Genomic DNA, 12,798 nt, shown 5'->3' with positions numbered 1-12,798 from the left:
TAAATATTTACAATGATTAAAGCAGAAAATATACATAAATACTACGACGATTTACAAGTATTAAAAGGTGTAAATGTTCACATAAAAAAAGGAGAAGTTGTCTCTATAGTAGGTGCTTCTGGGGCAGGTAAAACAACTCTTTTACAAATTCTTGGTACTTTAGATAAGATTTCTAATAGTAGTAATGGATCTTTAATTATTAATGGTAAAGACATTAACGCCCTATCCGAAAAAAAACTAGCACAATTTAGAAACGAACATATAGGGTTTATTTTTCAGTTTCATCAGTTATTACCAGAATTTACTGCATTAGAAAACGTTTGTATTCCTGCTTTTATAAAAAAGACACCAAAAGGAGATGCCGAAAAACGAGCTAAAGAATTACTCGATTTCTTAGGCTTATCTCATCGTTACAATCATAAGCCAAACGAGTTATCTGGAGGAGAGCAACAGCGTGTTGCAGTAGCAAGAGCATTAATAAATAATCCAGAGCTTATTTTTGCCGATGAGCCTTCTGGAAATTTAGACAGCGAGAGTGCAGAAAATTTACATAACTTATTTTTCGAATTAAGAGATAAATTTGGTCAAACCTTTGTTATAGTTACTCATAATGACGAATTAGCAAATCTTGCTGATAGAAAGCTTACAATGGTAGATGGCAAAATAGTAACCAATTAACATGCTCACCACATTAAATGATATTATAGCCTATTTAAAAGCACCTAATTGCCCTCCCATAGAACAACTCCCTGCTAAGGATAAAGTTTTAACTGTTTTTTATACACTAATATTATCGCTACTAATTGGTTTCACTTTAGCTATTGTTATCGGACTTACAACTTTAATTACAGAATTAGATATAGGTAAACATGCCTCTAGCGATTTGTTTAAAAACTACACTCCTGTTATGATTATTTTTTTGGCTGCTATTGCTGCTCCAATAATTGAAGAGTTAATTTTTAGAGCTCCAATACGGTTATTTTGTAAATTTAAAGGCGCTTTTAAATATATATTTTATGGTTTTGCCCTCTTATTTGGCTACATTCATATATTAAATTATGAAACGACATTTAATGTTTTAATCCTATCCCCTATACTTGTTGCTCCTCAAATATGTTTGGGTCTTATTTTAGGTTATTTAAGAGTTAAATTAGGTTTAATATACTCCATTTTACTACACATGCTATATAATGCTAGTATAGTAATCCCTAGTATACTCTTTTTAAAATTGTAAAAACCCTAAAAGTATTTACATCTATATTGTTTATATAAACAATATAGTTTATGCAACAACATAAAGATTAATAAGTTTAGAATGTTTAGTTATTCTAAACAAAAACTAGACTAAATAAATATATATTACAATTTTAGAATTGCATAGTAATAATTAATATGAGATTTAGTGCTTTTATTCTAAAGGCCTAGTCTTTTTTAACTAGACTTTATTAACAAATTTGTAAATTCGTTTTCCAAACCAACCCAAATCAATGCTTGTAATACTACTTTCATGGTTTTATATTTTTATAGTCGCACTCACAGTAGGAGTAACTGTAAAACAACTTTTAAAACTTGATGATTTAAATGTAATTATCACTTTATTTTTCGGCTTATTTGGTATTAGTATTTTCACAGGTTTTTGGGCTATATTTCTACCAATAAATGGAATATACCAAGTTATTCAAATATTAATCGTTTGCTTACTTTTTTATTATAACAAACCATTAATACTAATAGCATTAACAGACTTAAAACAACAATTTAAAACCTTCTCTATTTTTTTTAAAAGTAGCCTTATTCTAGTGCTTATTTTAGCATTAGCGCAATGTGCCTCTCCTCCTTTTTTAATAGATAACGAATCGTACTATATACAAACTATAAAATGGTTGAATGAATATGGTTTTGTAAAAGGTTTAACAAATTTACATGTATTCTTAGGGCAAACATCTGGTTGGCATATACTACAGAGCGCATTTAATTTTAGTTTTATCTACGATTCTTTAAATGACATTAGTGGTTTTTGTTTGCTTCTTGGTAACTTTTATGCAATGAGTAAATTGAATCTTTATATAAAATCTAAGAAAAAAAATGCTCTAGATTTAATTATTGGCTTATTCCCATTATTCAATGTGTTTTTCTTTCAGTTTATAAGTGCTCCATCTGCAGATATTGCAATTTATGTAATAACTTTAATCGTTTTTCACCAATTTACAACCTGTTTTTTAGTTTATAAAAAATCTACTTTTATAACTCTAGCACTACTTACTATTTTTGCTTCTTTTATAAAGCTTACAGGTGTATTTTTGTTTCTCTTTACTATTATTATTTATCTAAAATACTATATAGAAGCTAAAAAACTTACACTATTAATAAGTGGGTTCGGTGCAATAACATTAAGTTTATTTATCATTAAAAATTTAATACTCACTGGCACTATATTGTACCCACTACATGGTATTATAGAAACAAGTTGGAGTTTACCAGAAACTATTACTGAGTATATCTCAAACTACTCTAAAGCTTCAACTTATAATTTAACTATAGACAATTATAACACAGCTTCAAAAATAGACTTATTTAAGCATTGGCTATTGCTTCCCAAATTAGATGGTATTATAAATAAACTAATGTTATTAATATTATTAATTTTTCCGCTTGTAATACTAAAATCAAAATATAAAAAAGCGTTCTTTTTTATTTATAGCATAACAATTATTAATTTAATTATAATCTTTAACTTCTCGCCTCAATATCGCTTTTTCTTTCCTTTTTTAATGGTGTTATTATTAATTACTAGTGCACAAATATTAAAATCGCATAAACTCATGTATTTAATACAAACTGGGGCATTAGTTTTAATTTGTGTTCCTTTACTTTATCCCATAAACAATAGTAATTTAACCAATACAACCTACCATACAGAATCTAGTACGTTCAGGTTTAGCTATACTTTCTTTCCTTATAAAAACACAAAATATAACAGTAAGTATGAAACTGTTACAGTAGGAAATTTAAAATTAAACGCACCTACAGAAATAGATTTTTTCTGGGGGACAGGAAATATTCCGCTTCCCGCATTAAAAGAAGAACAACTAGATTATTTTAGCACCTACTTCAATACTATTCCTCAATTACGCGGCGAGACATTAAAAGAAGGGTTCTATTCAAAAAATTTATTAAATGACTAAAGCAGAACTTAAAGATTTTCTAGACTCTAAAGTTGAACAATACAACAACTTAAATTTTATTGATAGCGATCCAGTACAAATACCCCATAAATTTAATACAAAAGAAGATATTGAAATTGCTGGCTTTTTAAGTGCAACTATCGCATGGGGAAATCGTAAAAGTATTATTAACAATGCAAATAAAATGATGCATTTATTAGAGCAATCTCCATACGATTTTGTTATAAACCATACAGATTCTGACTTAGAAAAACTAACCACATTTGTACACCGTACTTTTAATGGTACAGATTTTATAACCTTTATAAAAGGATTGCAACACATTTATAAAACCTATGGCGGGTTAGAAGCCATATTTGCTAAACATGCAGAAAAAGACTCACTACAACAAGCCATTCATCATTTTAAGTGCTATTTCTTTGAAATAGAACATTTACAACGTACACAAAAACACATTAGTGACCCCTTAAAAAATTCTGCAGCAAAACGTATTAATATGTTTTTGCGTTGGATGGTTCGTAAAGACAATGCTGGTGTAGATTTTGGAATATGGAATACTATATCCCCTGCCTCATTATCCTGTCCGCTAGATGTCCATTCGGGTAATGTAGCTCGAAAACTAGGGTTATTAAAGCGAAAGCAAAACGATGGAAAAGCACTTTTAGAACTAGATGCTGCATTGAGAGCTCTAGATAATACAGATCCCGTAAAATATGATTTTGCACTTTTTGGACTTGGTGTTTTCGAAGGATTTTAGCAATTAACCTAGTATTCCTATAGACTAAACAAACCTAAATGGTAAAATAGAAACTTTATTTACTTCACTAGTAGTCAAATTAGTGTTAGTTTTTATATATTTGCACGCATCCAAAAAATTTTTAACTGACTAAATCTAAATGAAGCATTCTTTCAAATTCAAAAAATCTGAAATAAAATCTGTATTCCAACAGAAATTAGGGATTAAAAATATGTCTATTGAAAATAAAAATGATGTTTTTAATGCAATTAGTATACTTTTAAATTTTAATGAGTTAGAAGAGTTTTTTACCCCTATAGATTGCTCTTATGGTTTTTTTAATAATCAAGTTATTTTTACTTTACAGTTACAAGATTCAAAAGAAAAAAAAGACTTTTTTATTCGTATTAAAGAATTTGAAGCTTTTATGGAATTAGAATAAACTTATTTTATAATAAAATAATCTGGCTCAATAAGTCTCTTCTTATTGGGCTTTTTTATTATTAAATGTACAACAAAGTATACCTCAATAAAATTCATTTCTAATCCTTAACTTTGTTATGCACAATAAAAACAAGTTCACAATTTTAAGATATATTCCTTTGTAAATATTTTCAGGGATAATACAATGATAAACATACATAATAAAACATTACAAGATTTAGAGTTCTCAACGGTTTTACAGCAAGTAAGCGAATATTGTGTTACACATTTGGGTAATACTAAAGCTCTAGAAATTAAACCATATAAAGATAAAGACACTCTTTTAAATGCATTACAACTTACAAACGAGTATGTCTCATCATATTATAACGATAACCGTATACCAAACCATGGTTTCGATACTGTTGCAAAAGAGCTACAATTACTACGTATAGAAAATACTTACTTAGAAACACACAGTTTAAAAAAATTAGTTTCTATATCTATTACTAGCAATGATATTATTCTTTTTTTTAAAAAATTCGAAGAATATTATCCAAACCTAAATGAGTATGCTTCTAATATTGAAGTTACCAAAGCTATAATAGAAAAAGTAGATAGTGTTGTAGACAGATTTGGAGATGTAAAAAATAATGCATCTATTTTATTACATGAAATAAGACAAAGTATTGGCAGACTTAAAGGTAAAATAAATTCTAGTTTTACATCTGCGTTAAATACCTATCATAATTTAGAATACTTAGATGATATAAGAGAATCTGTTGTAGATAATAAACGTGTTTTAGCAGTAAAGGCGATGTATCGTCGTAAAGTTAAAGGAGCCATAATGGGTGGCAGTAAAACAGGAAGTATAGTATATATAGAACCAGAAACAACCTTACAACATACAAGAGAGCTCAATAATTTAGAATACGAAGAAAACGAAGAAGTAATACGTATATTAAAAGAAGTAACAAATTACTTACGTGATTTTTCGCCACTTATAGAGCAATACCAAGACTTTTTAACAACTATAGATGTAATTTCTGCTAAAGCTAAATATGCAAAATCTATGAATGCAATTCTTCCAGAGATTGCTACGAATAGACACTTATATTTAAGAGATGCTTACCATCCATTACTCTATTTAAATAATTTAAAAAGTAAAGAAAAAACATTTCCTCAAACAATTAAATTAAATGATAATAGCAGAATAATTGTTATTTCTGGGCCAAATGCAGGAGGAAAAAGTATTACATTAAAAACTGTAGGTTTATTACAGCTAATGTTACAAAGTGGTATGCTTATTCCTGTACATGAACGAAGTAAAGTAAGCCTATTTGGTCGTATTTTAACAGATATAGGAGATAATCAATCCATAGAGAACCATTTAAGTACATATAGCTATAGACTTAAACAAATGAATTATTTTTTGAAAAAGTGTAATAAAAATACACTCTTTTTAATTGATGAATTTGGAACAGGGTCCGATCCTGAACTTGGTGGAGCTTTAGCTGAAACATTTTTAGAAGAGTTTTATTCTAGAGGAGCATTTGGTATTATTACAACACATTACGCAAATCTTAAAATACTTGCTACAGAAAAAGAGGAAATGATTAATGCCAATATGATGTTTGATGAACGCACATTAGAGCCATTATATAAATTAGCCTTAGGACAAGCAGGAAGCTCATTTACATTTGAAGTAGCGCAAAAAAATGGAATTCCGTATAGCTTAATTAATAGAGCAAAAAAGAAAATAGAACGCTCTAAAGTTCGTTTTGATGCTACTATAGCTAAATTACAAAAAGAACGCTCTAAGCTTGAAAAAACATCCGAATCTCTAAAAGTAAATGAGAAGAAAAAACAATCCGAAGCAGACAAATTAGAGTCTATAAATGAAAAAATACAGAAAAAACTAGAAAGCTACCAAGAACTGTACGACAGTAATCAACGTTTAATTTATTTAGGTCAAAAGGTTAATGATATCAGCGAAAAGTATTTTGAAGATAAAAAGAAACGTGAATTAATGGCCGAGTTGTTTAGGTTAGTACAAATAGAAAACTCTAAACGCAAAAAAGTTTCTGCCAAAAGAAAAAAAGCTATTAAAGCTAAAGAAACTCAAGTAAAAAAAGAAGCAGAAAAAAAAGTAGAAGTTATAAGAAAGAAAAAGAAAGAAGCAAAGAAAAAAGAAATTAAAATAGAAAAGCCTAAACCTGTATTAAAACTAGGAGATAGAGTAAGAATGCAAGATGGAAAGGCTATTGGTACTATAGATGCCATAGAAAAAGGGAAAGCTATTGTAAATTATGGCATTTTTACGACTAATGTAAATATTGATACATTAGAACTAGTTGAAGCAGTAAAATAATTTAATTATGATTAGTGATTTACCAAAGGGGAAGAAATTAATTTTGTTTGATGGCGTATGTAATTTATGTAATACAACAGTGCAATATGTTATTAAACATGATAAAAGCGACAGCTTCCGTTTTGCTGCTTTACAAAGCAATATTGGTAAACAAATAATAGATATGTTTAATATAGATGTAGAAAAAACAGATTCTATATTATTATATACCGAAACTAAGGATTTAAAAAGTAAATCGTCTGCAGCTTTGCACATAGCAAGTCAATTAGGCTTTCCTAATAATTTACTAACGATATTCTTTATTGTACCAAGTTTTATTAGAGATAAAGTATACGACTATATTGCAAAGAATAGATACAAATGGTATGGAAAAAAAGAATCTTGTATGATTCCTACCAAAGAGTTAAAGGCTAAGTTTTTAGATTAAAAGGTTAGTTTATTATAACTGTATAGAAAGTAAAAGTCTGAATATTAATTCAGACTTTATATTTATTTAATATTAAATAAACTCTTAGCAAACGTTATTTTTCCTCTTTTTTGAAGCTATTAAATTAAAAAAAGAGTTCTTATTAAAATTTTCAATATCTAAATCCTCAATTTTTTTTACTCCTTTTACACTTATAACCAGTAATGTTTTAGTTTCTTTATTAGCCACTACCTCAATCTTCTTTTTTAATGCATTAGGAGTGTTATTATTTATGTTTACAGTCTCATTAGACTGGGCTGATACAAATGATATAGTAAAAAAAAGGGTTATGGAAATAATAAATTTCATAATTACAATAATCTGTTATTGGTGCTAAGATATAAAGCCGTTAAGCTTGTTTATAAAAAAGTCGTTAAATAACATAAGTATTTGATAAAGCATTTATTAATGCATAAAATACCGATGAAATGCACAAAAAATTCAGGCTCGTAATAAAAATCCTTTTTACTCATTGAAAAAATAGTTTTACTCACCAAAACAGCTACTTCCCTCAAAATAGGTTTTACACAACTCTAAAAAATAATACTTTTAAATATCATTTTGAGGTTGGTTAGAAGTCTCAAAGCACAATATATGGTTAACTTAATCCTTACCTCGGTTGGTAGGGAACGAATTAAGTTCTTTTAAAGTATATTTTAGTCCGTATTTTAAAAGTTTCAGTTTTGGTAATTCTGATTAGACACAATTATACTTGTTGCTTTGAGTCTTTTTTGTATAAAAAATGCCTCTAAAAGTTAGAGGCATTTTTTATGTAAAACTTAACTGTAATTAGTTAGCTCCTTCTGGTAATTGTTGAGTAAAGATATATGTTGAAACTGGAGGCCCTCCGAATACTGAGTTTGATGGATTATTAAAAATGTTATTTCTTAATTTTAAAACATCACTATCTGCACCAGAATATACAGTAAAACCATCCATGTTTAAATCAGTTGCATAATAACCAATAGATTTATATGTTGCTACAGGTGGTCCTCCAAATACGGAGTTATCTGGATCGTTAAAAACTTGTGCTCTTATAGAAGGCGTATCAGATAATCCACCTAGATAGTTTAATCTTCCATCTTGATTTGCATCTCCTGCCCACATTGCTACTGCTCCAGTTGGAATTCCAAAAGTGGTTTGAGCATCTGTACCAAAAGTTATTTGATTACTCACATCTGTAAAATCTACAGTAGCAGAACCACTTGATAAAGCAACTGTAGCAGATGTCATAATTGATAAGTGATTACGGTGTTTTATTGCTATATAATAAGATTTTGTAGCAATGTTAAACTCTAAAGGAGAAACACCATCTACTCCAACAACATTACCATCTCTTTGCAATAATGCAGATTGGCTAGCTTCAATTAATTCATTATCATTAGCATCTCTTAATTCTACTAAAACCCAATCAACAATATTATCGTTAACAGGTCCTGTTCCAGAAGTTCCCCCATCATTAAATACACTAGATGCACATGTTAATCCATCACTGTAAGGAGAGGTTGTTGGCAAATAAGAAGATCTTAAATCATCCCTCATTAAATTTCCTCCTCCATTATTTAACAAAGCACCTTGTAAAAATACTACTGGATCTACTCGAATTAGTAGAGCAACTGTTCCTTGGTGAAATCCTTGAGTTAAAGTTGTAGTACCATCTGTAATAGTAGAAACGGCTAACTCTCCAACTGTAAAATCTAAACTTACAGTTCCATTAGTTAATGTTGTTCCTGCAGAACCTATAACCTGACGTTCTATACTTTGTGCATTCATTTGAAATGCTAAAAGAAGGATTCCTAATCGAACAATATTTTTAATCATAATTTTTGTGTTTAGTTAGTTTGTTTTAAAGTGTAATTTTTACATCACACTAACAGGTTTTATTTTGATTAATATAATTCAAAAATACAAATTTCCAATGAACAATGCTTTTTTTTCGATGAAAAGCAAAGTATTATGTATATTCTGTTAGTTATAAAATTAAAACTTTCTCTAAGTAATAATTTAAACAATTATTTTTTTGATTTATCTTATTACAGATTTAAAGTTATTGCTTAATAAATAGTAACTCTCTAGTAAACAAACAGTTTAATCACCAATATTTTTTTAATATTAGTATCATTTATTATTATTCACTTTTTTGAAGTAATAAAATAAACACCAGTTAATAGTATTATTGCTGAAAAAATAGATTGTATAGTTAAACTCTCATCTAGTATATACCAACCTAAAAACAATGCAATTAAAGGGTTTACGTATGCAGAAGTTGCCACTTTTTCTGGAGATACATTTTTTAATAAGTAGTTAAAAGCTGTAAACGCCACAATCCCACCAAATACAATAAGTAATATAACAGCCCACCTCGTGTCTACAGACCAGTTTAATGGAGAACTCCATGTTTCGCTAAACAATAAACTAAAACACGCTAACATTATTCCAGCAGTAAGCATTTGATATGCTGTACTTATAAAATAACTTGGAGGTAAATTTGCTTTAGAGACATAGATACTAGCATAACTCCAACCCAAAACACAAGTTAAAACCATGATAACACCTATGGCGCTTCCTTCATTAAAAGACAATTCTTTTTGACTAACCAATAGATACATACCTATAAACCCTAAAGTTACACCAATTATAGATTTCGGTTTCATTGTTTTCTTATCGAGAATCCGCATTAGTAATAATACAAATAAAGGCTGAGAAGCAGCCAGCAATGCTGCAAAACCACTATCTAAATACTTTAAAGCCCAAACAAAAACACCATTACCATAAACTAAAAATAAAAACCCAACGATAGCGCAATTTAAAAACTGTCTTTTAGTAATAGATAATGGCAGTTTCATAAATTTTGCAATAATAAAAATTAAAACACTAGCAGTAGTAAACCTAAAAGAAGACAACATTAATGGAGGCAACTCTTCGACAGCTATTTTATTAAGCATGTATGTAGATCCCCAAATAAAATAAATAGCAATGAAAGCTAAAATAATAAGAACTTTAGAGGTCGTTTTTGGCATTTAGTAGAAGAATTGTTAGTAAAGCTAAATAATTATTTTAGAAGGCAATAGTATTATGCTTCTTTTTTATGAATTACACTTTTAATTATTGTAAAAAACAAAACCCTCGCAAACAATATAGTTTACGAGGGTTTGAGTGAAGGCGATAGGATTCGAACCTATGACCGTTGCCTTAGAAGGGCAATGCTCTATCCAGCTGAGCTACGCCTCCAAATTTTAGATTTAATAGTCGGGGTGGCAGGATTCGAACCTGCGACCTCCGCGTCCCAAACGCGGCGCGATAACCGGGCTACGCTACACCCCGAATTAATCTAAAGATTGCGGAGAGACAGGGATTCGAACCCTGGGTACCCTTTTGGGGTACGACGATTTAGCAAACCGCTCCTTTCGGCCACTCAGGCACCTCTCCAATTTTTTATGTAATATGAACTAGCAATTAATTGCGGGTGCAAATTTAAGACAACATCTTGGATATCGCAACATTTTTTTGCACTTTTTTTTAAAAATTATTCTGGATATTCAATTCTCAAATGGTAAATATTTGCAAGCTTGTGCTTTAGCACTTTTTTTATAGATTGAATTTCTTTAAAAGTAATGTTTGCATTAAGAAACTGTCCATTATCCATTTGCTTATTAAGTATGTTTTCTACAAACATATCTATTTTAGAAGATGTTGGTTCTTTTAAACTTTTGGATGCAGCTTCTACACTATCGCACATCATTAAAATAGCTGTTTCTTTACTAAAAGGCTTAGGCCCTGGATATGAAAAATCATTAATATCTGTATCTTCATTTAATGCTTTTTCTTTCATATAAAAATAATAAACACTACTAGTACCATGATGTGTTCTTATAAAGTCTATAACACGATCTGGTAAGTTATTTTTCTTGGCGATCTCAATACCATCAATAACATGATTTATAATTATTCTGGCACTTTCTATTGAGGATAACTCATCATGCGAATTTATACCTGAAGATTGGTTTTCTGTAAAATACGTTGGATTCTTCATCTTACCAATATCATGATACAGTGCCCCTACCCTTACTAACATGGCATTAGCTCTAATCTCATTGGCGCAAGCTTCGGCTAAATTAGCAACATTTAAAGAATGATGAAATGTTCCTGGAGCATCATTAGCTAATTGTTTTAATAATTTAGAATTAGTATCTGATAATTCTAATAGTGAAACGTCTGAAACTAAACCGAATATTTTCTCATAAATATAAATAAGTGGTTGCACGAATAATGTTGCCAACCCACAGAGCACAAACAATCCAAAAGTTTCCCATTTTAAGGTTTCTATACTTCCTTCATGTATTACAAAAAAAGCAAAATAAGCTATAATGTACACTAAAGTAATTTGTCCTACAGAAATAAATAAATTAGCACGCTTATATAATTCAGATACCGTTAAAATAGTAACAATACCAGCTATAATTTGCAAAAACATATATTCATAACTATTAGGTACTATAAACCCTAGAAGTAATACAGTTATTACATGTGTAAATAAACCCAATCTGGCATCGAAAAAAGCTTTTAAAACCAAGGGCAATATGGCTAAAGGAACAATATAAATGTATTTAGAATTATAATTAACTACCAAAGTAGTTAACAATACCATTAATAATACATTAAAGAAAATAAATGTTACTTTGGTGTTATTATTAAACACGGTCATTCTATATTTTCTAAGAAACAATAATAGCATCAATAAAGCTAAGGCCACTAATAAGGTATAAGCAAATACAATCCAATTATAATTAGATTCGCTCCAAACCTGAGATTCATATTCAGATTCTAAAGATTTTAATATTAAATAGGTGTCGCCTTCAACAACCTCTCCTTTAGAAATAATAAGCGTTTCTTTTTCAACACTTCCTCTTGCAAAAGAAATATTACTTAATGATTCTGATAAATCCTGCTCTGTTAAAGAACTATTATATTCTAAATTAGACTCTATAATGTCAAAAAAGAGTACAGTAAGTGGTGTTATGTAACTTTCTAAACTAGAGTTGGTTAGTTCTTTTATTATTTTTGGTTTTAAATCGCCTACTTTATATAGTTTAGAAAACTCCGTTTTATAGCGTTCAACCCTATCGTCTAAAATGGTAACATGCTTATTTACTGGTAGAGAAATATTATCCTCTAATATTCCATAACGATATAAATCATTGATAATTTTAATTCCTTTTTCCTTAAGTTCTTTAAAATCTTTTTGATAAATAGAATCTGAAAAAACTCTGCTAAACTGTTTGTTGTATTCAGATTTTACTTGAGGTTTTATTTTGGGGTTTAAGTTAAAGTAAGTAACTGCGTTTTCCTCAATTTCCTGACGTTCTTTATTAATTTCATCTACTGTTTTTTGAACAGCAAAATTAAACGGAGCATAAAGGTTTTCGGACTGCCATGGCTTTCCCTTTTCAAAATCATATTTAAACCTACCACCTTTAGGAAATAAGTATACTATTAAAAAAGTAGTTGTTATAAAAAGAATAACTTTATAAATAAGAGCATGATTTTTATAAAACGTATTAATAAGATCCTTCATGTATGTTTAACTATCCTTTAGTTATATGTTTTTTATTAAATG

General features: G+C 29.1%; 11 protein-coding genes and 3 tRNA genes. 7 read left to right on the top strand and 7 right to left on the bottom strand.

What is annotated here, in order from left to right:
• Window positions 1–12: 12 nt before the first annotated feature.
• The 7 genes from ACVC08_RS14610 to ACVC08_RS14580 all read left to right on the top strand — a co-directional run bounded on the left by ACVC08_RS14610 (window position 13) and on the right by ACVC08_RS14580 (window position 7,142).
• Window positions 13–678 carry an ABC transporter ATP-binding protein gene (locus ACVC08_RS14610; protein WP_452602578.1) on the top strand — a complete coding sequence of 222 codons (666 nt, stop codon included), beginning with the start codon at window positions 13–15 and terminating at the stop codon, window positions 676–678.
• Between the two features lies 1 nt (window position 679).
• Complete coding sequence (locus ACVC08_RS14605) at window positions 680–1,234, top strand: CPBP family intramembrane glutamic endopeptidase (protein WP_452602577.1); 555 nt, start codon at window positions 680–682, stop codon at window positions 1,232–1,234.
• A 253-nt stretch (window positions 1,235–1,487) separates the two neighbouring features.
• Window positions 1,488–3,185: an LIC_10190 family membrane protein gene (locus ACVC08_RS14600; protein ID WP_452602576.1), complete on the top strand. Its 1,698-nt coding sequence runs from the start codon at window positions 1,488–1,490 to the stop codon at window positions 3,183–3,185.
• Window positions 3,178–3,942, top strand: a complete 765-nt coding sequence (locus ACVC08_RS14595) for a TIGR02757 family protein (RefSeq protein WP_452602575.1) — start codon at window positions 3,178–3,180, stop codon at window positions 3,940–3,942. Before ACVC08_RS14600 ends, ACVC08_RS14595 begins: the two co-directional genes overlap by 8 nt.
• A gap of 139 nt (window positions 3,943–4,081) precedes the next feature.
• Complete coding sequence (locus ACVC08_RS14590; protein ID WP_452602574.1) at window positions 4,082–4,363, top strand: hypothetical protein; 282 nt, start codon at window positions 4,082–4,084, stop codon at window positions 4,361–4,363.
• Between the two features lie 186 nt (window positions 4,364–4,549).
• Window positions 4,550–6,715, top strand: a complete 2,166-nt coding sequence (locus tag ACVC08_RS14585) for an endonuclease MutS2 (RefSeq protein WP_452602573.1) — start codon at window positions 4,550–4,552, stop codon at window positions 6,713–6,715.
• 7 nt (window positions 6,716–6,722) lie between these two features.
• The gene (locus ACVC08_RS14580; RefSeq protein ID WP_452602572.1) at window positions 6,723–7,142 is read left to right on the top strand and encodes a thiol-disulfide oxidoreductase DCC family protein; all 420 of its coding nucleotides are present in this window, start codon (window positions 6,723–6,725) and stop codon (window positions 7,140–7,142) included.
• Between the two features lie 84 nt (window positions 7,143–7,226).
• Here the strand turns inward: ACVC08_RS14580 and ACVC08_RS14575 are convergent, their stop codons facing one another.
• The 7 genes from ACVC08_RS14575 to ACVC08_RS14545 all read right to left on the bottom strand — a co-directional run bounded on the left by ACVC08_RS14575 (window position 7,227) and on the right by ACVC08_RS14545 (window position 12,756).
• On the bottom strand, window positions 7,227–7,490 hold the full coding sequence (locus ACVC08_RS14575; RefSeq protein WP_452602571.1) for a hypothetical protein: 264 nt from the start codon (window positions 7,488–7,490) through the stop codon (window positions 7,227–7,229).
• 480 nt (window positions 7,491–7,970) lie between these two features.
• The gene (locus ACVC08_RS14570; RefSeq protein ID WP_452599660.1) at window positions 7,971–9,002 is read right to left on the bottom strand and encodes a hemagglutinin protein; all 1,032 of its coding nucleotides are present in this window, start codon (window positions 9,000–9,002) and stop codon (window positions 7,971–7,973) included.
• A 311-nt stretch (window positions 9,003–9,313) separates the two neighbouring features.
• On the bottom strand, window positions 9,314–10,201 hold the full coding sequence (locus tag ACVC08_RS14565) for an EamA family transporter (protein WP_452602570.1): 888 nt from the start codon (window positions 10,199–10,201) through the stop codon (window positions 9,314–9,316).
• 137 nt (window positions 10,202–10,338) lie between these two features.
• Window positions 10,339–10,412 (bottom strand) — tRNA-Arg (locus ACVC08_RS14560).
• Between the two features lie 18 nt (window positions 10,413–10,430).
• Window positions 10,431–10,505, bottom strand: a tRNA-Pro gene (locus ACVC08_RS14555).
• A gap of 17 nt (window positions 10,506–10,522) precedes the next feature.
• Window positions 10,523–10,610, bottom strand: a tRNA-Ser gene (locus ACVC08_RS14550).
• Window positions 10,611–10,707: 97 nt separating this feature from the next.
• Entirely contained in the window at window positions 10,708–12,756 is a 2,049-nt protein-coding gene (locus ACVC08_RS14545) for an HD family phosphohydrolase (protein WP_452602569.1), read from the bottom strand.
• Window positions 12,757–12,798: the final 42 nt, after the last annotated feature.

Source organism: Pontimicrobium sp. MEBiC06410 (assembly GCF_053601615.1).
Note: the sequence above shows the minus strand (reverse complement) of the source record. Positions and strands in the feature narration are given on the sequence as shown.